Consider the following 25695-nt stretch of genomic DNA (forward strand, 5'->3'; position numbering starts at 1 on the left):
CATGCCCCGACCGATCGAGGGCTACGCCGTCATCGGCGACTGCCGCACCGCCGCACTCGTCGGCGACGACGGATCGATCGACTGGCTCTGCGCCCCGCGCTTCGATTCGGCCTCGGTCTTCGGGGCGCTCCTCGGCGACGAGGAGCAGGGCGCGTGGCTGCTACGGCCGGCGGATGCCGCGGCGGTCGCGTCGCGACACTACGAGACCGACACCTTCACGCTCGTGACCCTTTGGAGCACCGATCAGGGCGTTGTCGAGGTGATCGACCTCATGCCGCTCGGGAACGGCACGGCCGACGGCGACGGGCGACGTACCGACGTGATCCGCAGAGTGCGCGGCATCAGCGGACGCGTGCCGATGATGCAGGAGCTGCGGGTGCGGTTCGACTACGCGGCCACGCTGCCATGGGTGCGGCAGGTGGGCACGGTCGACGCCCCCGAGCTGCTCGCCGTGGCCGGCCCCGACGCGCTCGTGGTGCGCGGGCCGCGCCTGACCGCGACGGGGCACGCGCATCGCGCCGCCTTCGACGTGCGCCCGGGTGAGACGGTCGACCTGCAGCTCACCTGGTTCGCCGCGCACCTGCCGGTGCCCGCGCCGGTCGACGTCGACGCGGCGATCGCCGCGACCGCGTCCTGGTGGCGCGAATGGGTGAGCGCCTGCATCGAGCCGGGGGCGTACGACGACGAGGTGCGGCGCTCGCTGCTCGTGCTGCGCCTGCTGACCCACCGGGACACCGGCGGCATCGTGGCGGCGGCGACCACGAGCCTGCCCGAGGACTTCGGCGGCGAACGCAACTGGGACTACCGCTACGTGTGGCTGCGGGATGCGGCGCTGACCCTCGAGTCGCTCATCCACCACGGGTTCACGCACGAGGCGGAGGCGTGGCGGCAGTGGCTGCTCCGTGCGATCGCGGGCGATCCCGCCGACCTGCAGATCATGTACGGCCTCGCCGGCGAGCGACGGCTGCCCGAATGGGTGGTGCCCTCCCTGCCAGGGTACGAGGGCAGCGCGCCCGTGCGCGCCGGCAACGCGGCATCCGAGCAGTACCAGGCCGACGTCTTCGGCGAGGTGATGATCGCGCTCGACGTCACCAGGCATTCGGGCGCCGACGACGACGACTTCTCCTGGTCGCTGCAGCTGGCGCTGCTCGCCGAGGCGGAGCGCCAGCTCGACCGGCCCGACGCGGGGATCTGGGAGATCCGCGGGCCCGAGCGCCACTTCACGCATTCCCGAGTCATGCTCTGGGCGGCGTTCGACCGGGCCGTCTGCGCCGTGGAGCACGACGGTCGCACCGGGCCGGTCGACCGCTGGCGCGACATCCGCGACGCCCTCGCCAAAGGGATCGAGCGCGGCGGATTCGACGCGGCGCTCGGCAGCTACGTGCAGTTCGAGGGCACGACCGAGGTGGACGCCGCCCTCCTGCAGCTCGCCCAGGTCGGGTATGTGTCCTACGACGATCCGCGGATGCTGGGCACGGTCGCGCGCATCGAGGAGATGCTGATCCGCGACGGCCTCGTCTGCAGGTACCGCACCGAGATGGAGATCGACGGCGTCCCCGGCGACGAGAGCACGTTCATCGCGTGCTCGTTCTGGCTCGTCGAGCAGTACGCCCACTCCGGCCGGCTCGACGACGCGACCGCGCTCATGGACCGCCTGCTCGCCCGCGCGGGCGACGTCGGACTCCTCGCAGAGCAGGCCGAGCCGCGAACCGCGCGGCAGGCGGGCAACACCCCCCAGGCGCTCTCGCACCTCGCGCTCGTGCGTGCCGCCGACGCCATCGCGCACGCGCGGGGCGTCGCCGCTCCCGGGGCCAGTGCCGGCGTCGCGCGCGGTGCGAAGGGCTGAGCGGCGGTCGTCAGGGGGCGGCGGATGCCTCGGCCGAGGGTTTCGCCGATGGGCCGGTCGAGGCCGCGGTCGGCGTCATCGATCTCGCCACGGCGACGGCGACGAGGCATCCGATCGCCGTACCGACGGAGTTGGCGATGACATCGGACACGGTCGCGTACCGCGAGGGGATCGCGAGCTGCACCAGCTCGATGACCACGCTCGACGCGAACCCGATGGCGATCACCAGGACCGGGCGGAGGCGCGGGTAGGCGACCGTCGCGAGCAGCCCGAACGGCAGGAACAGCACGATGTTGGCCGTGAACTCGAGCACGATGTACGCGGGATCGACCGGGATGCCGAGCTTTCCGGCCTGCAGTGCCAGCCATCCGACGACCCCCGTGAGGCGCCCCGCCTCGCGCGCGGGCAGGAACACGATGAGCGCCAGCACCACGGCGTAGGCCGGGAACAGCCACCGCGCGGCCGCCACGACCCGCCGCGGCATCCGACTCGTGTGCATGCAGTCAGGGTACGCGAGGCACGAGAATGACCCGCGTTCGTAATCCCAGCTTCATGCGGGCTGGTTACAGTCGCGACATGGGGAGAACACCGATGAAAGCCGTCATTCCTGCCGCAGGCCTCGGCACCAGGTTCCTGCCGGCCACGAAAGCCATGCCGAAGGAGATGCTTCCGGTCGTCGACAAGCCGGCGATCCAGTACGTGGTGGAGGAGGCCGTCGCCGCCGGGATCGACGACATCCTGGTGATCATCGGCCGCAACAAGAACGCCCTCGCCAACCACTTCGACCGGGTCACCGAGCTCGAGCAGACGCTGGAGCAGAAAGGCGACCAGACCAAGCTCGACCGGGTCATGCACTCGAGCAGCTTGGCGGACATCCACTTCGTGCGGCAGGGCGACCCGCTCGGCTTGGGGCATGCCGTACTCCGGGCGCGCAAGCACATCGGCGACGAGACCTTCGCGGTGCTGCTGGGCGACGACCTGATCGACGAGCGCGATGTGCTGCTCACCAAGATGATCGAGGAGAGCGCAGCGCGGGGCGCGACGGTGATCGCCCTGATGGAGGTCGATCCCGACCAGATCCACATGTACGGCGCCGCCGCGGTCGAGCCGACCGACGAGGCCGACGTCGTCAGGGTGACGGGCCTCGTCGAGAAGCCGGCCGCCGCGGACGCGCCCTCGAACCTCGCCGTCATCGGGCGCTACGTGTTGCGGCCCGAGGTCTTCGACGTGCTGGAGGAGACCCCGCCGGGCAAGGGCGGCGAGATCCAGCTGACCGACGCCCTGCAGGTGCTCGCGGCCGACGAGTCCATCGCGGGCGGCGTCTACGGCGTCGTGTTCCGCGGCCGCCGGTACGACACCGGCGACCGCCTCGACTACCTCAAGTCCGTGATGCAGCTCGCGCTGGATCGCGAGGACCTCGGTCCCGACCTGGCGCTCTGGCTGAAGTCGGTCGCCGCCACGCTGCCATGAACCGCCCGCAGCTCATCGCGTTCGACCTCGATGACACGCTGGCGCCGTCGAAGAGCCGCATCGAGCCCGAGATGGCGGCCGCGCTCACGAGGCTGCTCGAGCACACGGAGGTGTGCATCATCTCTGGCGGCGACTTCTCGCAGTTCCGCAGGCAGGTCGTCGACGCCCTCGACGTGCACGGCGCGGAGCTCGGGCGGCTGCACCTCATGCCGACGTGCGGCACGCGGTACCTGCGGTTCGCCGACGGCGACTGGCGCCAGCTGTACGCCGAGGACCTCACCGCCGACGAGGCGGGCCGGGCGACGTCGTCCCTCGAGCGGCGGTCGGCTGAGCTCGGCTTCGACGAGGGCCCCGCGTGGGGACCGCGCATCGAGCACCGCGGATCCCAGGTCACCTTCTCGGCGCTCGGTCAGGCCGCACCCGTCGACGCCAAGCGGCTGTGGGATCCGACCGGCGCGAAGAAGGCCGCGCTCCGGGCCGCGGTGCAGGCCGACCTGCCCGACCTCGAGGTGCGCTCGGGCGGCTCGACGTCGATCGACATCACCCGCAAGGGCGTCGACAAGGCCTACGGCATCCGCAAGCTCATCGACGCGACGGGGATCCCCGCGTCGTCGATGCTGTTCGTCGGCGACCGCCTCGACCCCGACGGCAACGACTTCCCGGTCATCGCGACCGGGGTGCCGTGCCGGGCGGTCGGAGGATGGCGCGACACGCTCGTGGTCATCGACGAGGTGATCGCGGGCGCCCGTGACGTCCACGTCGTGTGAACCCGTGAACCGAAGGAAAGGGGGAGTCCTCATGTTCGACACCATCAAGAAGCCGCTGCGGGGACCGGTCCGGCGCGCGAAGCGGGGCTGGCTGATGTACTCGGAGTTCCTGCGCGACTACCGCAGGTATCGCGACTCGGCCGCGCCCGTGGACGACGCGGTGACGCCGGTCGTCTCCGGCGTCAACCTCGAGGCGCAGCTCACGAAGGACTACCACCGGGTGGAGAAGGGGCTGAGCCTGCGCCGCCCCAAGCAGCCCTTCGGGGCGGCGGTGGAGCACCGCCTGTCGATGCTCATCCCCGTCGCAGGCGCCCAGGAGGCGGATGCCGCGTACCTGCGCTTCGCCGAGGACGCCAAGGGAGCGCTGCTCACCTGGAACGACGGCGGCGCAGTGGACGACGACGTGAGTCCGCCGGCCCTGCCGGCACCGCTCTTCGGCGCCGTCGAACTCGACCGGTTCTTCGCCACCAGGCACAGCGTGCGCGACTTCGACGAGACCCGCCCCGTCGAGCCCGCCACGATCGAGGAGGCGGTGCGCCTCGCGACCTACACGCCGTCGGTGTGCAACCGGCAGGCCGGCCGGGTGCACGCCTTCAGCGGCGCGGAGGACGCCGCACGCATCCTCGCCCACCAGAACGGCAACGGCGGCTTCCGCGACCAGGTGCGCAGTGTCCTCGTGGTCACCGTCGAGCGCGGCCTCTTCGCCGGGGCCGCAGAGCGCAACCAGCGTTGGATCGACGGCGGCCTCTTCGCGATGACCCTCGTCTGGGCGTTGCACGGCCTCGGTGTGAGCTCGTGCATGCTCAACTGGTCGATGACGAACGACCGCACCGACGCGCTGCGCCAGGCGGCGGGCATCCCCGACAGCGAGGACGTGATCTGCATGATCGCGATCGGCTACCCGCCCGAAACGGGCTTCCGGGTGGCTCGCTCGCCCCGTCGCCCCGTCTCGCAGGTGCTCACGACGCACGAGTGAGGCGGATGCCGCGGCACGCGGATGCCCCGGGGTGGAGCACACCCCGGGGCATCCTTGTGTCTGGGCTCAGACCGACCGAGGCTCGCTGCGCGCTCGGGCCGACCGAACCGCTCAGGGCCGGCCGAGCCCCTTGTAGGTCCACCCGGCCTCGCGCCAGGCCTTGGCGTCGAGGCAGTTGCGCCCGTCGATCACGGACCGCACGCCCACGAGCTCGCCGGCCCAGACCGGGTCCAGGTGGCGGTACTCGTTCCACTCCGTCACGAGCACGACGAGGTCCGCCCCGTCGAGGACCGCGCTCAGGTCGTCGCTGAACTCGAGCTGCGGGTGCAGCCGCTTCGAGTTCTCGATGGCCTCGGGGTCGATCGCGACCACGTCGGCGCCGAGACCGCGCAGGCGCACCGCCACGTCGATGGCGGGGGAGTCCCGGATGTCGTCCGAGAACGGCTTGAACGCGAGGCCCAGCACCGCCACCTTCTTGCCGAGCGGCTCGCCGCCGAGCGCATCGACCGCGAGCTCCACGACCCGGTGCCGGCGCCGCAGGTTGATCGCGTCGACCTCCTTGAGGAAGGCGACCGATTCGCCGCGTCCGATCTCCTCGGCGCGCGCCGTGAACGCGCGGATGTCCTTCGGCAGGCAGCCGCCGCCGAACCCGACTCCCGCGCCCAGGAACTTGCGGCCGATACGCGCGTCGAACCCGATCGCGTCGGCGAGCTGGGTGACGTCGGCGCCGGTGACCTCGGCGATCTCCGCCATGGCGTTGATGAACGAGATCTTCGTGGCGAGGAATGCGTTCGCCGACACCTTGACGAGCTCGGCGGTCGCGTAGTCCGTGACGATCAGGGGGGTGTCCGCGGCGAGCGCCGTCGCGTACACCTCCGAGAGCATGCGCTCGGCCGTCGCGGCCGCATCGGGATCCGTCGGTACCCCGTACACGAGGCGATCCGGACTGATCGTGTCCTTCACGGCGAATCCCTCTCGAAGGAACTCGGGATTCCAGGCGAGCGTCGCGCCCGTGCCGCTGTCGGCGATGAGGCCCGCCAGGCGCTCCGCCGTGCCGACCGGCACCGTCGACTTCCCGACGATGAGGTCGCCGGATGCCGCGTGCTCGAGGATGCCCTCGACGGCCGCGTCGACGTAGCTGAGGTCCGCCGAGTACGAGCCCTTCAGCTGCGGCGTGCCGACGGCGATGAAGTGCACCGTCGCGCCCGCGGCATCCGCCATGTCGGTCGAGAACGTGAGACGCCCTGAGGCGACCGCGGAGCGGAGCAGTTCGGGGAGTCCCGGCTCGAAGAACGGCGCTTCACCCACGGCGAGCCGCGCGATCTTCGCCTCGTCGACGTCGATTCCCACCACCTCGTGGCCGAGTTCGGCCATGCTCGCAGCGTGCACGGCACCGAGGTATCCGCATCCGATCACTGAAACTCTCACGTAGTCGCCTCTCGTCAGAGTGGGGCCACCGTTGGATGCCCCACCAGCCCTGTCCCAGTTCTAGCAAGCGCCCTGCGGGCGCTTGTTTCCACGCGGTTACAAGTCGGTGACTTCCCGACGAACCCTGTGATCGGGTCGTTCGGGCGCGCACGAAGACGGGTCGACCGCACCGCTCGATGCGCTCGACCCGCCGCGGCGCGGGTCAGTACCAGCCCTCGAAGGTGGTGATCATGTCCTTCGAACTCCAGCCCGGAACCGTGTGTCCGTAGGGGTGCCACTGCACGATCACCTCGGCCGCCACGGGGCGGGCCATGTCGGCCAGCGCCACGCCGTGGGCGGCGGGCGGCACCAGGGGGTCGGCCGCCGAGACCAGGGTCTTCAGCCGGGCGCCGGTCCACGAGGACTGCGGAAGACGCGCGGGATTCGTGGCCACGGCCGCGGCACGGTCGAACTTGTAGGTCGTGCGCACGCGGTCATCGCGGTCGTACAGGTCCTCCATGTCGTAGGCCGCGTTCGCGAGGTACATGCCCCGAAGCGCCGGGATGAGCTTCGTCCCGTAGCTGTAGGTCATGAGTGGCCCGCCGCCCGAGTTGGCGCGAAGGAAGCTCAAGCCGACCTTCCAGACGGCGGTCACGTATGCCGTGGCGTTCTTCTGGTACTGGATCGCCGCCTCCGTGGTCCACAGGCTGCCGCCGTAGTCGGGGCAGATCACCACCGCGCCCCGCTCAGCGGCCAGCTCGCCGCTGTAGAGGTGCGCGCCGTCGAGGGACGTGTGCGTGCTGCCGTTCGAGTGGAACACCCACAGCACGCCGACGGCCGTCTTGGACTTCGGCACGGCGGTGTGCGGCACGAACAGCCGCGCCACGTCGCCCGAGATCGAGACGTCGATGCACTCGTAGGGCAGCTTCGCGTCGCGCGTGTAGCGCGTCGCCGTGCGGCTGATCTCGCCGGGAAGGGTCGGAATGGGCGACGCGGCCTGCGCCGCCGTGGACCACCCGCCGCCCGCGGCGAGGACCCCCGCCGCCGACCCGATGAGGAGCTGGCGTCGAGACCAGCCGCCGCCCTCGCGGCCCCCCTGCTCGTGAGTCATGTTCGTGCTGCCCCTTCCCATGTCCACGCCCGAAACGCTCGCCGGCGAGTGCGGGTAACCGCTTCCGTCAGCGTATTCCGCGGGGGCGGCCGACTCACCGGGCACGGCCCGAAGTTAACCCGCCCGTAACGGGACTTCGGGAGGGAGTATTGACGCCGCCACCGCACATGGGACAGCATCGAAACCAGCCCAACTGGGGGGCCAGACGAGGACGAACCCTACCGTCCGAGTTCTCACGGTCGTGCGACGACCGGTTCGTGTCGCCGTGCCGGCATGGGGAGTTCGCCGAGGGGGGCGGACGAGGTCTCGGCCTCGCGGGGGAATGGGAACCAACGCTTCGGGGGAGGCAACGTGCCCAGTATTCGCATCACCGCACCGACCGAGGGACGACGCGTCACCGGCACCGTCCTGGTCTCCGCCGAGGTGACCGGCGGGACGAAGGTGTCGAACGTCCGCATCATCATCGGGCCGCCGCAATACGGCACCCGCACGGCCACCGCGTCGGGCGGTGCGTACGTGTACCGCTGGGACACGACGAAGAAGCTGGTCGACGGGGTCACCCCCCGCCCGAGCGACTCGGCGTTCTGGATCACCGCGCGGGCCACCGTCGACGGCGTCGAGATCGTCGCTCCGTATGTGGGCGTCATCACCGCCAACACGCCGCGTCCCGAGGCCGATGCCGTCACGGGCGGGTGGCGGTCCGACCTGGCCTGGGCGGCGCAGTACGGCGGCACCTTCACGCAGTGGAAGTCCAGCCACTACGCGACGATCGGCTCGGCGTACGCCCGGCTCGAGGACGACCCGATCCACGGCAGCCGCCGCCGGGTGATCAAGGCCGCAGTGCCCAACCGTGCGAAGAGCGATCCCGACCAGACGTCGGGCACCGTCCGGTTCCAGTCGTCGAGCCGGCAGAACCTCAGGGAGGGCGACGAGTTCTGCGTGGGTTTCGCCTACATGCCCTCGGCGAGCTTCCCCTCGGTCTACCCGGCGAACGACCCGGCCAACCCGAACGGCCCGGCGGGCACCGCGTACATCGCCCTGTTCCAGCTCTACGGGCCGCCGTACCTGCAGGGTTCGCCGTTCGTCATCCACGCGAACCGCGATGACGTCAAGCAGCCGATCGACGAGTTCGCGATCCGCGGCAACGAGCTCAACGCCGGCGACCCGTGGCCGTTCCTCTCAGGGCCCTACAACCGCGGGAGGTGGACGGACGTCGTCTTCAAGATGCGCCTGTCCACGTCGATCGAGCACGGCTGGGTGGAGACCTACGTCAACCAGGGCCAGTCCGACCGGGTGCAGAGCGTGCCCTTCGTGAACGGCCTGCGGCGGGTGCCGCGCGTGCTGCTGAGGCCGGACTCCCAGGGGTTCCGGACGGACATGCAGATCTATCGCGTCGCCGACAAGTTCGACTGGGTGACGGTGTGGCACACCGGCCACCGGATCGCCCGCACCGTGGAGGAGGCGGACCCGCGGTCCTACGACCTGCGGTGACCCGCACGACAGGCTGACCGGCACGACAGGCTGACCGGCACGAGAGACTGACTGACCGGCACGACAGATGGGGGTGCACACGATGGATGTTCGACGCGGGGGATGGATGCCGGCGATGGCGGGGCCCGACGGGGCAGCCGCGCGTCTTGAGGGGGCGGCTGCCCCACCCGGGGTCAGCCGACGGACGGTGCTGGCACTCGGCGCGGCGGCGCTCGCCGTGCCGATCGTGGCCGATGCGGCCCGCACCGGTTCACGCCTGGCAGCCACCCCTGGCGTCGCCGTGGCGGCGGCCGGCGGTTCCGCAGCTGCCGGGGTGATCGCGGAGGCCGAGGGGGCGGCCGGGATGCGGCTGGACGGCAGCCCGTGGATGGCGCCCAGCGCCTTCGGCTGGAGCGCGCTCTTCGCCTCGTGGCTCCTGCGCGACCACGGGGTTCCGGCGATCGCGTCGCCGCTCGAACTGTTCGCGCACCACCGCATCGCCGGAAGGACGCACGTCCGCCCCGAGCCCGGATCCCTCGTCTTCTACAGCCCGGGTGGGGACGCGGAGATCAACCATGTCGGCATCGTCACCTCGATGCGCGGCGGGGCGGCCCAGACCATCGAGGGCGACGTGCCGGGCGAACTCCCGTCGGAGCTCACGTTCGTTCGGCGGTTCTCGGAACCCTGGTCCGATCGCGTCGTCTTCGCGACGCCCGACTACCGCACGGGCGGGGGACGCCGTCGATGACACCGAATGAGAAGGGCGGATTAAGAACAGGTTAAACCGGGCATACCTCGCTTGTGCCGCCCATCGGCCGATCGCAGGATGGGGGACACCGGAACACATCGACAACGTCGTCGTCGAACATCACGCACCATGCGAAGGGGACGACATGACGACGATGTTGGTGGCGACGAGCGGCGGCCATCTGACGCAGCTGCACCTGCTGCGGCCTCGAATCGCCCAGGGCGACGACGTCGTCTGGGTGACGGATGCCACGGCGCAGAGCGCCTCGCTCCTCGCAGGGGAGCGCGTCATCACCCTGCCGAACCGCGCACCGCGCGACTACCTCGGCATCCTGAACGACTTCCACGCCCTGCGTCCCCGGTTCCGTGCTGAGCAGGTCGCACGCGTCTACAGCACCGGAGCGCAGATGGCGATCTCGGCCATGCTCGCGGCGAAGGTCGCACGGGTGCCGTTCTCGTACATCGAGAGCGGAACCCGGGTCCGAGAGCTGTCGGCCACCGGCCGGCTCCTCGATCGCGTGCCGGGCGTGAAGCGATACGTGCAGTACCCGTTCGCCGAGAACGACCGCTGGGCCTACGCCATCTCGGTCTTCGAGGGCTTCGAGGTCGTTCCGGTGGTGCCCGAGACCGGTTCAACGCCGCGGGTCGTCGTGAGCGTGGGCGGCAACGCCCACTACGGGTTCGAGCGCCTGATCCGGCGACTCCACGCCGTGCTCCCGCCCGAGTGGTCGGTGCTCTGGCAGGTCGGGCCGTCGGATGTCTCCGACCTGGGAATCGAGACGGTGCGGAGCCTCCCCGCCGAGCGGCTGAAGGAGGAGATCGCCGAGGCGGATCTCGTCATCTCGCACGCGGGCACGGGCTCCATCCTCACCGCACTGAGCCTCGGGAAGCGACCGATCGTCGTGCCACGACGCGCGGCGCACGGCGAGCACGTCGACGGCCACCAGGACGACCTGGCGGCCTACGTCGATCGCGCGGGGCTGGCGCTCGTGCGCGAAGCCGACGAGATCACGATCGAGGATCTCGAGGAGAACCGTCGGTGGGCTGTGAAGCGTGCAGCCGACCTCGCCCCCGTCGCACTCGCCTGAGGCCCCGCCATGCGCGTGCTGCACGTGACCGAAGCGCTCGGCGGAGGAGTCCAGAGCGCCATCGTCAATTACGTCCGGGGGGTGCCCGAGGCGGAGCACTCCCTCTTCTCGCGAGCCCGTGACGGTCAGGGAACCCATGGGCTGCCCGATGCGATCGCGCACGAGGGCTACCGTGGTGGCCTCGTCGGGTTCTTCACGCGCATGCGGCAGAAGGTGCGCGAGGAGTCGCCCGACGTCATCCACCTGCACTCGAGTGTCGGCGGAGCCGCGCGCGCGGTGCTCGGTTCGGGACCCGGCATCGTCTACTCGCCGCACTGCTACGCCCTCGAGCGAACGGATGTCTCGGCGCCCGAGCGCTGGTCGTACGAGGCCATCGAGCGCCTGCTCGCCCGGCGCCGGCAGGTCATCGTGGCAGTGAGCCCGCGGGAGGCGGAGCTGAGCCTGCGACTCAATCGCCGCAACCCGGTCGAGGTCGCCCACAACCCGACGCCGTTCGCCCACGTCACACGTGCTGCAGCCGACCGCGACATCGTGGTGATGGTCGGCCGCCTCTCACCGCAGAAGGCCCCCGAGCGCTTCGCCGCGGTCGCGCGGCTCGCCCACCGCGGCACGTTCGTGTGGATCGGCGACGGCGACGCTGACAGTCGCGCGGAGCTCGAGTCGGCCGGGGTGCAGGTCACCGGTTGGCTGCCTCCCGAGGAGGTCCAGGCCTGGCTGCGCAGGGCGGCGCTGTACCTGCACACGGCGGCTTGGGAGGGCGGTCCGGTCTCGACGATCGAAGCAGCCGCCCTCGACGTCCCGGTGCTCGCACGGAGCATCCCCAGCATGGCGTCGCTCGGATACGCGCTCGCCGGCGGGACAGATGCGGAGATGGCGGCGTCGGTCGACGCGTTCTTCGACGACGAGTCCTATCGGGACGAGGTCGCGCAGGCCGGGCGCTACGTGGTGCGCAATTCGAGCCACGACGCGATGTCGGCGTCACTGCGCGCCGCGTACGACCTGGCGAGGACGCAGACGGCGTCGAGCGGCGCCGTTGGAGAGACCGTGGGCCTGCGCCGCTGACCCCTCGTGGCGTCAGTGCAGGACGGGACCGCGGTCGTGTCCGCTCGCGTTCGGCGAGGCTGCGGCCAGGCCGGGCTCACGCACGCCGCCCTCCTGGGCGTCGGCACGGCGCACGACGCGACCGATCAGCAGTGCGACGATCACGGCCACGGCGATCCAGGCGGCGACGACGGCGACGATGGTGATGGCGATGGGATCCATCCTGGCTCCTCCTCGAGTCCAAGAGATACCCAACGGCCCACGATCGGCCGGTGGTGAGGCTCATGGTACTCGAATCGGGCCGCGGCACGAGGATGGGTGTGCACAGGGCCCCACCGGCGAGGGGACGCCGTCAGTAGGCGTCAGTAGGCGCCGTCGCTGGCGACGACCGCGCGGAGCGTCTTCCAGAGGATGATCAGGTCGCCCGTGGTGGTCCAGTTCTCGACGTAGAACAGGTCGAGTCGCACGGTCTCGTCCCAGTCGAGGTTGGAGCGCCCGCTGACCTGCCACAGGCCGGTGATGCCCGGCTTGACCAAGAACCGCCGGTGCACGTGCTCGGCGTACTGCTCGACCTCTCGGGGCAGCGGCGGCCGCGGACCGACGATCGACATGCTGCCGAAGAACACGTTGAACAGCTGCGGCAGTTCGTCGAGGCTGTAACGCCGGAGGATCTTCCCGATCGGGGTCACCCGCGGGTCGTCCCGCATCTTGAACATGATCGAGTTGCCCGCCTCGCCCTCATGGCGCGCCAGTTCGGCGAGACGATCCTCGGCGTCCTCGTACATCGAGCGGAACTTCAGCATCTCGAACTCCTCACCGCGAAGTCCGATGCGCTTCTGCCGGAAGATGACCGTGCCGGGCGTGCTCAAGCGGATGACCATGGCGATGCCGATGAGCACCGGCGACAGCACGGCGATCAGCAGCCCGGAGCCGACGAAGTCGAACACGCGCTTGGCGTGGAGCTTGCCTCCGTCGTACCGCGGCGTCTCGACGTGGATGAGGGGGAGCCCCGCGACCGGCCTGGTGTGCAGTCGCGGACCGCCGATGTCCGTGAGGCTCGGCGCGACGATGAGGTGCTGCCTGCCCGGCTCGAGCGACCAGCTCAGCTCCCGGACCCGCTCGCGCGACAGCTCGTTCGAGCTCGTGATCACGACCGTGTCGGCGTCGACGGCCTCGAGGGCCTCGTTCAGCCGATCGAGCGAGCCCGAGACGGGGATGTCCGTACCGGGGATCACCCCGGCGACGAGGCCGTTCGACGTGCAGGCGCCCACGACGCGGAGGCCCGCCTGCGGCGACCGGGCGAGGTCGCGCGCGGTAGCCGCGATCGACTCCTGAGATCCGACGAGCAGCACACGGCTCGACATCTGACCGACGCGACGACGACGCGCGAGCCATTGGCGCCAGGTCCATCGGCTCGCGAGCAGGCCGACGAGGCCGAGGGGAAGCGCGAGGAGCAGGAAGCCGCGGAGGCCGTCGAACGCGAGCACGTAGACGAGGAGGCCGAGCGCGCACACCATCAGGATCGTGATGTGCAGCACCCGGCGGTATTCGAGTGCGCCCGAACCCACGACCCGCGGCGAACGGCTGCCCACGATCGACAGCGCGAGCGACCACATGACGATCAGCAGCACGCCGAACACCACGGCGGCCGGTATGCCGACGAACTCCGCGGTCGCGAACTGCCTCGGTACCCCACCGAGCAGCAGTGCGCCGAAGACGCACACGGTGATGACAAGAAGATCGGTGGAGACGAGCATCCGGCCGTAGCGCTGTTCCCAGCTCGCCGACCGCGTCCCCCTCGAACTCCTCGCCATCTCGGTCTGAATGGCTTGAGTCAAGAGTTTCTCCCCCTCGATTGCTCATCAATGTAGAGAGGCGGGCGGGCGCAGTACTAGATCGCGTAGCCGGAATTTACATACTCGTCACGTGGGCTCAACCCGACCGGGTGAAGATGGAGGGGCACCCAGAGGGGTGCCTTGGAGCAGTGTGGCTTCCTCCGCGCACAGGCAGACCGGGACGAGATCCCGGGCCCGACCGGTAAGGAACCAATGACCCGATCCACCCGCTTCGCAGACGCCTCGGCACCGCCCGGGACGAGGACTCCCGCCCGCCGGCGGACCCCGTCGCGCGTCGTGGCGAGCCTCGTCGCGGTCGCCCTCACGGTGATGTTCGCGGGATGCGCGAGTGCAGCCGGCCAGGAACGGGCACCGACACCCGCCCGCAGCGCCGACATCGAGATCGTCGAGGCGCTCCCGTACTGGAGCGACGGTGACGCCACGCTCATGGCCGATGCCTGCCTGCCGGTGACCGAGGCGCCCGTCGCCGCCGTCATCCTGTTGCACGGCGGGGGCTTCACCGAGGGGGACCGCGTCGGCGGCGGCATGCGCGCACTCTGCGAGCTCATGGCGCACAGCGGCATGGCCGGCATCTCGATCGACTACCGGCTTGCGCCCGACTACGTCTTCCCCAGCCAGCTCGACGACGTCGCCCATGCCGTCGAATGGCTCCGCGCGCCCGAACAGGTCGAGCGATTCGGCCTCGATCCGGCGAAGATCGGCCTGCTCGGCAGCTCGGCCGGAGCCATCCTCGCGCAGACCTACGCGACCTCCGGCACCGGGCCGACCGACGAGGGCAGCCGGGTGAGCGCCGTCGTGTCCCTGTCAGGGGTGTCGCTCCTGACCGAGGCGGCGCTCCAACTCGGCGTCCCCAGCCCCGAAGCCGCCGCGATGGCGCTCAACTACCTCGGCTGCACCGACCCCACGGCCGCCAAGTGCCCGCAGGCGGCGACCGCGTCTGCCCTGCTCAACGTCGATCCCTCCGACCCGCCGATGTTCCTGGTGAACGGGTCGGCCGAGCTCGTCCCGGTCGAGCAGGCCGAGGCGATGCGCGACACGCTCGAGGCGGCCGGGATCCCCGTCGAGTTGACCATCGGAGCGCATGCCGGCCACGGCGTCCAGCTGCTGACCAGTGAAGTTCGTTCCCGCCTCGTCGAGTTCCTCGCCGAGCACCTGTAGAAAGGCGAACGCCATGTCCGTAACGTCCCAGAATCACGCGGGAACCAGCACCCTGATCGAACCGTCCTCGCTCCTGCTCACGACCGCATCGTCCCCGGTCGCGGGTCGCGGGAGCGTGAACGACGAGTTTCGACCCACCGAGCCGAACGGAGGCCGAGGAGTGGAATTCACCGAGGTCGTGCGCACGATCGGCAGGAACTGGGTCCTCATCGTCGTCACGGTGCTCGCCGCGTCCGTCATCGGCTGGTTCGTCGCGTCGACCAGCGCGCCGACGTACACCGCCGAGAGCAAGGTGATGCTGAGCGCGGTGACGGTCACGGCCGCCCCGCAGGAACAGGTGCAGGGCAACAACCTGGTCATCCAGCAGATGGGCACCTACACGGCGCTCGTCTCCACTCCGCTCGTGCTCCAGCCCACGATCGACCAGCTGGCACTCGACAGCACCCCGGTCGAACTCGCCGAGGACATCAGCGCGACGCCGGTGGAGGGGACCGCCATCCTCACGATCACCGCGGAGGGCGAGGACGCCGCGAGTGCGGCGGCGCTCGCCGACGCCCTCGCAGCCAACTTCGTGGCGGTCATCAGCGATCCGGCCGCCGGCGTCGGCGTCCCCGGCACGATCGCCGGGCGCGTCGTGCAGCAGGCCGAGCCGCCGGAGGATCCGAGCAGCCTGCCTCCGATCGTCATCGTCGCCATCGCCTTCGCCGCCGGGCTCGTGCTCGCGCTGCTGCTCGTCGTGCTCCGCGAGGTCTCGAACACCCGTGTGCGCAACGGCCGGGACCTCAGGAGGGCGACGGGTGCGAACGTGCTCGGCACCATCCCACGCGTACGAGGCCGCGCACGCGCGTCCATCCGGACGGCCATGGAGCGCAAGGGATTCGGTGAAGCCGTCCGGCTCGTCCGCCTCCAGCTCAAGCACCTGCTCGCCGGACCGCAGCCCGTGGTCGCCTTCACGTCGCCTGCGGGCCGCGAGGGCAAGACCACGGTCGCCGCGAGCGTCGCGCTCGCCCTCGCCGAGGACGGCACACGGGTGACGCTCATCGATGCCAACCTCCGCGCCCCGCGGCTCGCATCGCTCTTCGACATCTCCGCCGAGGGCGGGCTCGATGCCGTGCTCATGGGCTCGGCGCCGGTCGCGGCCGTGGAGCTGGCCACCGTCGCGCCCGGGCTCGACGTGCTCCCGGCCGGCAAGGTGGGCGCCGGCTCCAGCGAACTGCTGGGATCCGCCCGGATGCACGAGCTCGTGCGTGCACTGTCGAAGCAGTGCGACATCGTGATCCTCGATGCCGGATCGGCGGGAGAAGTGGCCGACGCCAGTGAGCTCGCGGCCGTCGCGACCGGATTCGTGATGGTGGTGCGGGCCGGGAGGACCCGTGCATCGCGGCTCCGCAACGCGGAGGCGAACGTGCGCGGCGTCGACAGCACCCTGTTCGGCGTGGTGTTCGACGACGTCCCCACGTCCGGCCCCGACGCGCGCGCCTGAGCGAGACGCGACGGTGAACCCGCTGGGGGAGCGAACGTGAGAACCGATGCATCGTCCTGGCTGTCGCCGGGTGTCCGCACGACGGCATGGTCCGTCGCCGGGGTGGGTGCCGCGGCGGTGATCGCGGCGCTCGGCTGGATCGACCCCGTGATCCCGTTCGCGGTGGTCGCGGGGCTCGTCCTGCTCGTCGTGGCGGTGTTCCTCCCGAAGCTGTTCGCGCTGCTGGCCGTCGTGACCATCGTCTTGACCAGCCCGATCCAATCGGCGCTCGGGGCTGCGGGCAGCTACGCGGACGAAGCGGTCGTGCTCCTCGCATTCGCGAGCTTCAGCACGCGGCGGTTCGTGACGGACCGGCGTCTCGTGTACCTGCCGGGCCTGCCGTGGTTCGGCCTCTTCATCGCCATGGGCGTACTCAGCGGCGTCGCCAACCACGTCGCCTTCGGCACCATGAGCGAGGCGATGCTCCTCATCCTGAAGGGCCTGATCTTCGCCTTCGCGCTCGCCCAGCTGCGGTGGACCGTGCGCGACCTCCAGTTCCTCGCCAAGATCGGAGCGGTCGCGGTCATCTTCTTCGCGTTGACCGGCGTGATCAACCTCGTGGCACCCGGAGTCTGGTCGTCGCTGATCTCCGGAGACGCACCGGTCACCGCGGTCATGGGGGTGCCGGCGCTGAGCGGACCCTTCCAGCATCCGGCCGCCTTCAGCCGATTCTGCGCGGTGCTGGCCATCGCGCTCATCTCCTACGGGCTCATCGTGCGGGCATCCGTGGGGAACGCGATCCTGCTGCTCGTCACCGGCGGGCTGGCGGTGCTCACGTTCCAGGTCAAGACGATCATCGGCCTGGGGGCGACGTTGGGCCTCCTCCTGCTGCGATACGGACGCCCCGTCATGTGGGTGGCCGTCCTCTGCGTGGTGCCCCTCATCGGGGTCGTCATCGTGCCGCCGCTCTACGAGCTGATCGCCGGCGACTTCGAGGTCTACGTCGTGCAGGATTCAGCGCGCTCGGCACTGACGCTCGGTTCCCTGTCGGTCGCGGCCCACTACTTCCCGCTCGGCGCGGGCTTCGGCAGGTACGGGAGCTACACGGCCGGCTCGACGTATTCGCCCGAGTACGTCGACCTCGGGTTCACCCACATCTACGGGCTGGGGCGCGGGGACGCCGGGATGTTCCTGAACGACACGCAATGGCCGGCCATCCTGGGCGAGAGCGGATGGCTCGGCGCCGCGTTCTTCGCCGCGGGGATCGTCGCGATCTTCGTCTCGCTCTGCAGGCCGACCTCGGCCGCAGAACCGACGCTGGTCAAGTGGCTGCGGGTGACGGGCATCGGCTGGCTGCTGGTGCTCCTGATCGAGTCCGTGGCGGCACCGGTGTTCGTGTCGGCACCCTCCTACCCGTTCGTCTTCGCGGCGGCCGGCATGATCGCCTCCTTGCGCGACAGCGCTCGCTTCCCCGAACTCCGCCTTCCTCGATCGGCCGCGATCCCGAAGCAGACGGCGGTTCGCAGTGCGGCGCTCGTCGAGTGAGCGCGGCCGATCGTGACCGCCGCATCGCCGCCCCGGCTGCACTACCTCGACGGGCTCCGGGCGTCGCTCATGGTGCTCGGCATCCCCTACCACTCGGCGCTCGCGTTCTCGGGGCTGCCCTGGCTCGTTGGCGCTGACGTACCCTCGCCACTCCTCATCGCGTTCGCAGAGTTCCTCCACATCTGGCGGATGCCCACGTTCTTCATCGTGGCCGGCTTCTTCGCGCTCATGGTCGTCCGCAGGCGGGGTGCCCGTCGTTGGTACGCCGGACGACTGCAGCGACTCGGGATCCCGCTCCTCTTCGGCATCGTGGTGCTCAGCCCCATCCAGTGGGCCATCATCGCGGCATCCCGCGGCGCCAGTGGTCGCTCGATCTGGGACTTCATGGTCGCGCAGTGGTCGCACCCCGGCTCCTACTGGACGATGCACCTCTGGTTCCTGGTCGTGCTGCTCATCTACTCGGGCGTGCTCGCGCTGCTCTTCGCGCCGCCGATCCGCCGGCACGTCGCTCGAGCGACGGCCACGATCACCGGCCGCCTGGCGGGCTGGCGGTTCGGCCTCCTCGCCTACCTCGCCGCGTCGTCGGCGATCGTGGTCCTCGGCCTCGCGGTGTGGACGGCCGGTGGCATCGCGGGCCTGCTCTCGAACCTCGTCTCCCGCAATCTCGTGATCTATGCACCGGCCTTCCTCACCGGTCTCGTCCTCGCCTTCCGCCCCGCGTACCTGGAGCGGTTCATGCAGCTCCGGAGGACGCCCCTGCTCGTCCTCGGCCTCGCCACCGCGGCCTACTTCATCGGCATGGCGCTGGCCGGGGCATCCGATGCACCCGCGGCGCTCGTGACCCAGGCCGTTCTCTGGCCCGTCGCCGGGCTCGTCTGGGCCGCGCTCGCGTTCAAGGTGGCGACGCGGGTCTTCCGCGAGCGGTCGCGCATCGTCGATTGGCTGGTCGACTCGTCACTCGTCGTCTACCTCGTGCACCAGCCGCTCGTGCTGGGCTTCGCGCTCCTCTTCATCGGTGCGGGAGTTCCCTCGCTCGTCGGCTTCGTCCTCACCGTGATCCTGACGGCGCTGGTCGCCGGTATCGTCTACGAGCTCGTCAACTGCGTGCCCGTGCTGCGCTTCCTGATGACCGGAACCGCCGCACCGGGAACCGGTCTGCTCAGCGGCCCGAGGCCGATCAGCAGCCGGGTGCGGCCAGGGCCTTGACGAACGCAGCGCTCTGGTAGAGGTACTGGTGCACCCAGCTGCCCAGTCCCGACGGCTGGTCGGAGACGGCCCGCATGGTCAGCTCACCGTCGAAGCACCGGTCGATGATCATGCGAGCACGCGACACGTGCGGGGTCATCGTGATGACGATGGCACTGTCCCAGCCCTGCTCCTGTGCCGTCTCGGCCAGGAGCCGGGCCTCGCCCTGCGTGGTGGCGGGGTCGGGCGCCCGGCACAGCACGTCGCCGCCCGGAAGGTTGCACGCGCTGAATCGGCCACGCGACGGCGTGCCCTCGGCGAGGGCGTCGCCGGGCATCGAGATCAGCATCTCGTCGGCCGCGCCCGTCTCGATGAGCTCTCGCGCGAGTGCGATCCGTGCGGGCGTCGGCGGGCCGATCACGTAGACCACGTCGGCCTGGGCCGGCACCGCATCGACCGTCGGGAAGACGTACAGGGGAAGCCCGACCAGGATGAACGCGACGACGAGCGCCCCGACGGTGATGGCCGCCGCGCCGACGGCACGGCGGAGGCGCCTCGCGGCGGTCCGGGGGCGGGCGGTCTCAGCTGCCGCGACGGGCTCAGCGGCCTCAGCGGTCGAGGGCGTCACGCCACAGCCGCTCGAGTCGGGGGTAGAGCGCCGAGGCCGAGTAGTGCTCGGCGAAGGTCCGCTGTGCACGTTCCACCACGCGGCGCCGCGTCGGCTCCGACGTCATCACGCTCGCGAGCGCCCTGCGCAGGGACTCGACGTCGCCCGCGGGCACGAGGATCCCGGATCCGTCGCCGAGCACCGCGGGAATGCCGCCGACATCGGTGGCGATCACGCAGGCATCCCGGGCCATCGCCTCGAGGATGAACATCGGCATGGCCTCGTCACGCGACGGCAGCACGGCGACCGCCGCCGAGTCGAGCAGGGCGAGGAGCTCGGCGTGCGGGAGCGAGCCGAACACGGTGGCATGCGGGAGGTCGCCCGGCACGAGCTCGGGTTCGGCGACCGGGCCCGCGATCTCGAGGTGCCAGGTGCCGTCGGGCTCGAGCGCCCGCCAGGCGTCGACGAGCACGTCGACGCCCTTCCTCGTCGACACCTTGCCGCCGAAGACGATCCGCGGATGCTTCTCCGCGGCGGGTGCGGACGCCACCGCATTGGGTACGATCTCGATCCGTTCCTCGGGGATGAAGCCGGCGACGGCGGCGCGGGTCGCCTCGCTCAGCACGAAGACCCGCGAGGCGGAGCGAAGCACCGGGCCGACGCGTTCGGGATTCGCGTTCGCGTAGTCGACGAAGCTGCTTCCGTGGAGGTGGGCGATGGTGGCGAAGCCGCGGCGGCTGGCCAAGCGGAGCAGGTATCCTTCGCGCACGAAGGAGCCCCCCTGCGAGAGGTGCACCACGACGAGGTTCCGCTCGGGGTCTCGAAGCTTCCGCACCGCCATGACGGCGCGCAGGAAGAGCAGGTACGCCCTGAGGCCGCGGCTCCCGTCACGCGACGGGATCACGCGGATGTCGAAGGACTCGAAGTCCCAGGCGGTGTAGGCGTTGACGACCTGGGTCATGCCGCCGGCCACCTCGCCGCGCCGACCGACGTGCCAGGCCACCAGGTCGTGCCCGAGGATCGTGGAGCTGCGGTCCCCGGCCATCAGCGCGCCTCCGCCAGAACGGGCGTCCGGTCGTCGTCGGTCAGGAGCCGGGCGAGCTCGCTGCGCACCGTCTCCAGGTCGGCCTTGGCCGTGGCCAGCGCCGCCATCATCTCCGCCCGGCGGGAGAGCACGTCGCCGAGACGCACCTCGATGCCGGCCGCATCCATGCCGTCGGTGGCCACCGACACGTCCTGGATGCCGGCCGCCTGGAAGTGCCGGTCGATCTTGTCCGACCGGTCGACGAGGAGCGCGATCGGAACCGCGCCCTCGGTGTACGCGGCGATGAGCACGTGCATGCGGTCGCTGATCGCGAGCGCCGTCCTGCGATACGTCTCGCGGAGCGCGAGCTCCTGGGCCTCGTGATCCGTCCCGTCCCAGTCCTGCAGCTCCGCGCCGAGTCGATCGGCGAGCCAGATCGATCGGGGGCTGTCGGGGAGCACCTGGGTGGCGACGACGATGCGCAGGCCGTTCGCGTCGGCGAACGAGCGGATGCCCCTGATCCATTCCGCCGTGGGAAGGGGGCGGTCGACGCGCATCGACACGACGATGGTGTCCCTGGTGCCGGGGTGGTCGAAGTCGTCGGGACCCTCGGCGAAGGCGAGGTCGGGCATGAGCTCGCCGCGTCCGAGGTACTCGACGGTCTTCACGTCCCGCCATGCCGTCAACTGGGAGAGCATGATCGACGGGGTGATCAGGAGCCTCGGCAGGGGCGCGAAGTTCCGCGAGCCGGCTCCGATCCTGGCGACCCGCCCGCCTCGTGCCCGCATCAGGCCCGCCATGGGCAGCATGCTCAGGTGTTCCTTCATGCCGACGAGGGTGAGCTGGATCTCGCCGGGCTTGAACACGTACGACCCGTCGCCCCGGGCGGCCGATCGCAGTCCGGCGCGATACCAGCTTCCGAACGAGCGGTAGACGACGTCATCGTCCCCGACGCCGAGCGCGGTCGCGTAGCCGTCGGGAGATGGACCCACGTAGACGTGGAGCCGGCCGAGCGGCCGCAGCCACGCGATGAGCTGGCGACGCAGGATGATGTCGCCGATGTTCTCGTACTGCCCGACCCCCGGGACGAAGATCTGCGCCTGGCTCATGCTCGTTCTCCACTCGTGCGGCTCGCGTCGGAGCGTTCTGCGGTCACGGTCTGGTCGCGGACGCTGGTCCATCGGCGCGCGGCCGACTCGATGACGCCGCGGTCCAGGTCATCGACCTCGGCGCCCCTGCCGATGTCGAGATCGTTCAGCATGCCGGCGATCTGCTGCTGGTGATCGTCCACGTGCTCGCCGCGGCGCTTTCGTCGCACCACCGCGAGCGGGTAGATCCCGAGGTCGATGAGCCCCAGGATCGTTCCCACTCCGGCGTGGGTGATGACGACGTCCGCGTCCCGCGCGTAGGCCTCGAACTCGGCCGCGTCGACGAAGGACCGCACCGTTCCGGGGAGGTCGCGTCGGGGCGGCGTGCTCCCCAACTGCCACACCGTGTCCTCATTCGCGATGCCCAGGTCGAGGATGCGGTCGACGAGCGCATCGAACGCGAAACCCTTGATCGTGCCGAGCGTGATGAAGATCTTCAGCGGGCGCCGCGTGTCGACCGTCCGCCGGCCGCTCACGTAGTCGTTCAGTACGCTCGGATGCACCTTCCAACGCCCGTTCGACCAGGTCGCGTGCTGGGTCCGCATCTCGGCGAGCCGCGACATCGCGAGGACCCGCCCGGAGAGCGATGGTCCGTCGACTCGGGAGACGCTCTCGATGTACAGGGCCGGCATGCCGGCCAGGCGAGCGGCCGGGAGGGCGGCGAGCGCGAGCGCGGAGCCCGTGCTCACCGCCGCGTCGAAGCGCTGGCCCTTGAGTTCGGATGAGATGCGTCGCCACGCCGCGTAGAGCGCGACGTAGTCGCGCGGCCCGACGTACGGCACGTGGAGCACGTTCCGGCCCGCGAGCAGCGACTTCTCCTGCAGCGAGTCGAACGTGACCCAGAGGGACTCGTCGGACGCGCCGAGCCCCGGCGCCAGCCGCACCAGTTGGGCGAGGTGGCCGCCCGTCGACGCCGCGAGCAGCAGCCGTCGCTCGGTGGTCGGGGCCAGTTCGAGTGTCCTAGGCATGCGTCCCCCCTTCCCGGCGGGAGGCCGACGCACGAACCGGTCGGATGCCGCGACTCACGTCAGGTCGCGCGCCGCCCTGCGGACGTCGCCAGATGGGTCGGTGGAACGAGCCGATGCGCGGGGCAGCGACGGCGGGACCAGCAGCCAGCGAGCACGTTGCGTGAGGCGTGCGAGCAGCAGCGACATGAGCACGGTGAACGCGACGAGCGCGAACTGCACCACGACGTTGACCGGTCGTGGCCAATCCGGGTACAGCAGCCCGATCAGGCCCGTGACCGGCACGATGATGTACAGGTGGAACAGGTAGATCTGCAGGCTCTGCTTGCCGAGCGGGCTGACGAACCGCAGTGGTCGCAATCGGACGAGGTACTTCGAGGCGAAGATCCCGACCGCGACCGCCGACACCTGGCCGGCCAGCACCACGAGCGGCACGAACCGCAGGTGCAGGACGACGAGCGCGCCGCATGAGACCACGAACGCGAGGATCGCTCCGAGCAGCGCCACCGACCCCGCACGGTCGATCAGCGCGTTGATCTGCTTCGCGTACACCGTCCCCGCCACGAAGAAGACCGCGAGCGCCAGGATGCGATTCCATCCGATGTTCTGCGCGGAGAGGAGCCCGGTCGTCACGAGCGTCGACACCAGCGCGAGCCCGCCCACCTGCAGCCAGCGGGGAACGCGTCGCAGCAGCCACGCCAGCAGCGTGAAGAGGAAGAGCGCGTACATGAACCAGTAGCTGCTGCTCGGCCAGACCAGGATGAGCGCGAGGCTCAGGGGATTCGTCGCCGAGAGCTCTCCGAGCTCCCCGTTGATTCCGGGGACCACCAGGTAGAACACCGCCCGGATGACCGACCAGAGGATGTAGATGTAGAGGATCGGCCACAGTCTCCGACGCCAGGTCTGGCCGAATGTCCACGTGGAGGTCCGGAAGTTCATCAGGCCGGCGATGAGGAAGAACACCGGCATCGCGTAGAGCTCGCCGACCGCCTTCAGCACGCCGACCGTTCCGCCAACGCCCACGTGTGAGAGGTAGAGGGCCGAGTGGTAGTACACGACCATCAGGATCGCGACGCCCTTGGCGAAGTCGACCCAGGCCTTCCGGCCGATGTTCCCGCGTTCGTAGATGGGTTGGGGAGTCTTTGAGCTCATCGTCTCGTCCAATCACGGGGAGACGGCCGCCCCGACTGCACAGGCCGGGTGCCTGGCCACTCCATCGGGTCTGCCGAGTCCCCATCGAAGTCGCCCCCAGGGTCCGGCAGTGATTGCAGTTCTCACGGTAGTGACGCGGTCTTACCGGCGTGAGTCGGCTGTGTAAACACTGGCTGCACGCCAGGCGTGCCGACGGGATGCGCGCCACGGTCATGCACCTCCGCGACGGATCCCGACCCGGAACGCCGGCATGCTCACGCGTGCCGCGGTCAGGAGGGCGAACCGCTTGAAGTCCCGTTTGCGCACCGTCGACCAGAGCACCGGTGCCGTGAGCGACTTCCTGATCTCACGGACGAGGCGTCCGGACTCGTCGGTTCCGTACGCCGGTGACGCGGCGTCCTTCATCCGGGAGAGCACGTCGAAGCGCGCCGTGTAGTAGCGGAAGTCCGGGCTCTCGAGGAGCGCAGGGTCCAGGCTCGCCGCCGTGGCGCGCACCACCGACGAGACCGTCGCCAGCGACTCGGCGCGACGGCTGCCCGATCGGATGATGGACCCCTGTCTCAGCTTGTACGTGTAGACGTCCACGTCGATCAGCGCGACGACGCCCGCATGCGCGATGGCCTGGGCCACCATCGCCTGGTCGGAATGCTGGCGCGAGCGGGTGAAGTCGATCGTGCCGAGCAGGTCACGCCGGAACAGCTTGTTCCAGAGATGCCCGGTGATGTCGCCGCGGAGGAACCCGAGGAACGCCGACCTGGCGCCGAGCTCCCTCGGAGCGCCGAGGGCGCCGACCGGCTTCCGCGTCCCGTCGACGAGCAGGTACTCCGCTCCCGCGCAGACGAGATCGGCACGGTGCCGGCGGGCAGCGGCGACGAGGGTCACCAGCGCATCGGCGGGCCAGTCGTCGTCGGCGTCCACGAACCAGACGAACTCGCCCCGAGCCTCGCGCACGCCTCGCTCGCGGGCGGCGGCGACGCCCTCGTTCAGGGACTGCAGCAGGTACCGGACGCGAGGATGCGAACCGGCGAACTCGCGACCGATCGTCCCCGTGGCATCCGTCGACGCATCGTCGATGACGATGACCTCGAACGACGGATGCGTCTGCTCGACCAGCCGCCGCAGCGCCGTCTCGAGGTAGTCCTCGACGTTGAACGCCGGAACGATGATGGTCGCGTCCACCGTCGAGCCGTCCTCGGGTTTCGAGTCGGTCATTCGATCCTCCGGATGAGTCGGGCGGGGACACCGCCGTAGACGGAATCGGCCTCGCAGTCCTTGCTGACGACGGCGCCCGCCGCGATCACCGCGCCGCGACCGATCGTCACGCCGCCGAGCACCGTGACACCCGCCCCGATCCAGCTGCCGTCGCCGACGACGATCGGCGCTGAGACGTTCGAGCCCGCGCGTGCGTTCGACGGGCCGATCTCATGGCTCGTGGGGAGCAGCTGCACGCTCGGCCCGATCGACACGCCGTCGCCGATGGTGATGGGTGCGCCCGACCCGATCAGGACGTTGGCGTTGAGGAACACGCGCTCGCCGACGACGAGGTGGTCCACGCCGCCGAGGAACTTGATGTACGGATAGACGCGGACCGAGCGGGCCATGCGCACGCCGAAGGCCGACAGGATGCGTCGACGCGAACGGGGTCCCCACACGGCCATGCCGCCGATGGA

Annotated in this window: 24 protein-coding genes; 12 read left to right on the forward strand and 12 right to left on the reverse strand. The window is 70.3% G+C overall.

The features are described 5' to 3' along the window. Position 1 precedes the first annotated feature (1 nt). Positions 2–1846: a glycoside hydrolase family 15 protein gene (locus AC1DZA_RS03515; protein ID WP_476771721.1), complete on the forward strand. Its 1845-nt coding sequence runs from the start codon at positions 2–4 to the stop codon at positions 1844–1846. Between the two features lie 10 nt (positions 1847–1856). Here AC1DZA_RS03515 and AC1DZA_RS03520 read toward each other — a convergent pair whose 3' ends face one another. Beyond that, positions 1857–2345: a VanZ family protein gene (locus AC1DZA_RS03520; protein ID WP_476771722.1), complete on the reverse strand. Its 489-nt coding sequence runs from the start codon at positions 2343–2345 to the stop codon at positions 1857–1859. Positions 2346–2422: 77 nt separating this feature from the next. On the opposite strand from AC1DZA_RS03520, the gene galU reads away from it, so the two are divergent. From galU to AC1DZA_RS03535, 3 genes are read left to right on the forward strand one after another with little or no spacing between them, the layout of a single operon-like run. Continuing rightward, positions 2423–3316 (forward strand): UTP--glucose-1-phosphate uridylyltransferase GalU, encoded by an 894-nt coding sequence (gene galU, locus AC1DZA_RS03525; protein WP_476760702.1) that lies wholly within the window; start codon positions 2423–2425, stop codon positions 3314–3316. Further along, positions 3313–4083, forward strand: a complete 771-nt coding sequence (locus AC1DZA_RS03530) for an HAD-IIB family hydrolase (protein WP_476771723.1) — start codon at positions 3313–3315, stop codon at positions 4081–4083. Before galU ends, AC1DZA_RS03530 begins: the two co-directional genes overlap by 4 nt. A 31-nt stretch (positions 4084–4114) precedes the next feature. Beyond that, positions 4115–5059 carry a nitroreductase family protein gene (locus AC1DZA_RS03535; RefSeq protein ID WP_476771724.1) on the forward strand — a complete coding sequence of 315 codons (945 nt, stop codon included), beginning with the start codon at positions 4115–4117 and terminating at the stop codon, positions 5057–5059. 111 nt (positions 5060–5170) lie between these two features. Here AC1DZA_RS03535 and AC1DZA_RS03540 read toward each other — a convergent pair whose 3' ends face one another. Then, positions 5171–6487: a UDP-glucose dehydrogenase family protein gene (locus AC1DZA_RS03540; protein ID WP_309973507.1), complete on the reverse strand. Its 1317-nt coding sequence runs from the start codon at positions 6485–6487 to the stop codon at positions 5171–5173. A gap of 202 nt (positions 6488–6689) precedes the next feature. Then, positions 6690–7577, reverse strand: coding sequence for a hypothetical protein (locus tag AC1DZA_RS03545; RefSeq protein ID WP_309973505.1), 888 nt, complete (start codon positions 7575–7577; stop codon positions 6690–6692). 351 nt (positions 7578–7928) lie between these two features. On the opposite strand from AC1DZA_RS03545, the gene AC1DZA_RS03550 reads away from it, so the two are divergent. From AC1DZA_RS03550 to AC1DZA_RS03565, 4 genes are all read left to right on the forward strand, one after another. Next, entirely contained in the window at positions 7929–9068 is a 1140-nt protein-coding gene (locus AC1DZA_RS03550) for an Ig-like domain-containing protein (protein ID WP_476771725.1), read from the forward strand. 187 nt (positions 9069–9255) lie between these two features. Next, positions 9256–9795: a CHAP domain-containing protein gene (locus AC1DZA_RS03555; protein ID WP_476771726.1), complete on the forward strand. Its 540-nt coding sequence runs from the start codon at positions 9256–9258 to the stop codon at positions 9793–9795. Between the two features lie 145 nt (positions 9796–9940). Continuing rightward, entirely contained in the window at positions 9941–10882 is a 942-nt protein-coding gene (locus AC1DZA_RS03560; protein ID WP_309973499.1) for a glycosyltransferase, read from the forward strand. 9 nt (positions 10883–10891) lie between these two features. Beyond that, positions 10892–11944, forward strand: a complete 1053-nt coding sequence (locus AC1DZA_RS03565; protein WP_476771727.1) for a glycosyltransferase — start codon at positions 10892–10894, stop codon at positions 11942–11944. Positions 11945–11956: 12 nt separating this feature from the next. Here the strand turns inward: AC1DZA_RS03565 and AC1DZA_RS03570 are convergent, their stop codons facing one another. Next, entirely contained in the window at positions 11957–12145 is a 189-nt protein-coding gene (locus AC1DZA_RS03570) for a hypothetical protein (protein WP_476771728.1), read from the reverse strand. 140 nt (positions 12146–12285) lie between these two features. Next, complete coding sequence (locus AC1DZA_RS03575; RefSeq protein WP_476771729.1) at positions 12286–13761, reverse strand: sugar transferase; 1476 nt, start codon at positions 13759–13761, stop codon at positions 12286–12288. A 210-nt stretch (positions 13762–13971) separates the two neighbouring features. Here AC1DZA_RS03575 and AC1DZA_RS03580 point away from each other — a divergent pair, with 210 nt between their 5' ends. From AC1DZA_RS03580 to AC1DZA_RS03595, 4 genes are all read left to right on the forward strand, one after another. Further along, complete coding sequence (locus AC1DZA_RS03580; RefSeq protein ID WP_476771730.1) at positions 13972–14937, forward strand: alpha/beta hydrolase; 966 nt, start codon at positions 13972–13974, stop codon at positions 14935–14937. A gap of 160 nt (positions 14938–15097) precedes the next feature. Then, positions 15098–16420 (forward strand): tyrosine-protein kinase domain-containing protein, encoded by a 1323-nt coding sequence (locus AC1DZA_RS03585; RefSeq protein ID WP_476771731.1) that lies wholly within the window; start codon positions 15098–15100, stop codon positions 16418–16420. A gap of 36 nt (positions 16421–16456) precedes the next feature. Beyond that, the gene (locus tag AC1DZA_RS03590) at positions 16457–17944 is read left to right on the forward strand and encodes a hypothetical protein (RefSeq protein ID WP_476771732.1); all 1488 of its coding nucleotides are present in this window, start codon (positions 16457–16459) and stop codon (positions 17942–17944) included. A 12-nt stretch (positions 17945–17956) separates the two neighbouring features. Further along, positions 17957–19150 carry an acyltransferase family protein gene (locus tag AC1DZA_RS03595; protein WP_476771733.1) on the forward strand — a complete coding sequence of 398 codons (1194 nt, stop codon included), beginning with the start codon at positions 17957–17959 and terminating at the stop codon, positions 19148–19150. On the opposite strand, the gene AC1DZA_RS03600 is transcribed toward AC1DZA_RS03595, so the two are convergent. From AC1DZA_RS03600 to AC1DZA_RS03630, 7 genes are all read right to left on the reverse strand, one after another. Then, positions 19122–19757: a YdcF family protein gene (locus AC1DZA_RS03600; protein WP_476771734.1), complete on the reverse strand. Its 636-nt coding sequence runs from the start codon at positions 19755–19757 to the stop codon at positions 19122–19124. The two genes, AC1DZA_RS03595 and AC1DZA_RS03600, sit on opposite strands and share 29 nt — an antisense overlap. Continuing rightward, positions 19738–20781 (reverse strand): glycosyltransferase family 4 protein, encoded by a 1044-nt coding sequence (locus tag AC1DZA_RS03605; RefSeq protein WP_476771735.1) that lies wholly within the window; start codon positions 20779–20781, stop codon positions 19738–19740. The genes AC1DZA_RS03600 and AC1DZA_RS03605 overlap by 20 nt, the downstream gene beginning before the upstream one ends. Beyond that, positions 20781–21869 carry a polysaccharide pyruvyl transferase family protein gene (locus tag AC1DZA_RS03610; RefSeq protein ID WP_476771736.1) on the reverse strand — a complete coding sequence of 363 codons (1089 nt, stop codon included), beginning with the start codon at positions 21867–21869 and terminating at the stop codon, positions 20781–20783. Before AC1DZA_RS03610 ends, AC1DZA_RS03605 begins: the two co-directional genes overlap by 1 nt. Continuing rightward, complete coding sequence (locus AC1DZA_RS03615) at positions 21866–22876, reverse strand: glycosyltransferase (protein WP_476771737.1); 1011 nt, start codon at positions 22874–22876, stop codon at positions 21866–21868. The genes AC1DZA_RS03610 and AC1DZA_RS03615 overlap by 4 nt, the downstream gene beginning before the upstream one ends. Before the next feature lie 54 nt (positions 22877–22930). Beyond that, positions 22931–24025 carry an acyltransferase family protein gene (locus AC1DZA_RS03620; protein ID WP_476771738.1) on the reverse strand — a complete coding sequence of 365 codons (1095 nt, stop codon included), beginning with the start codon at positions 24023–24025 and terminating at the stop codon, positions 22931–22933. A gap of 210 nt (positions 24026–24235) precedes the next feature. Then, positions 24236–25237, reverse strand: a complete 1002-nt coding sequence (locus AC1DZA_RS03625) for a glycosyltransferase family 2 protein (RefSeq protein ID WP_476771739.1) — start codon at positions 25235–25237, stop codon at positions 24236–24238. Beyond that, positions 25234–25683 carry an acyltransferase gene (locus AC1DZA_RS03630; RefSeq protein ID WP_476771740.1) on the reverse strand — a complete coding sequence of 150 codons (450 nt, stop codon included), beginning with the start codon at positions 25681–25683 and terminating at the stop codon, positions 25234–25236. The genes AC1DZA_RS03625 and AC1DZA_RS03630 overlap by 4 nt, the downstream gene beginning before the upstream one ends. Positions 25684–25695: the final 12 nt, after the last annotated feature.

It is taken from the genome of Agromyces sp. P2_B3 (assembly GCF_056404815.1).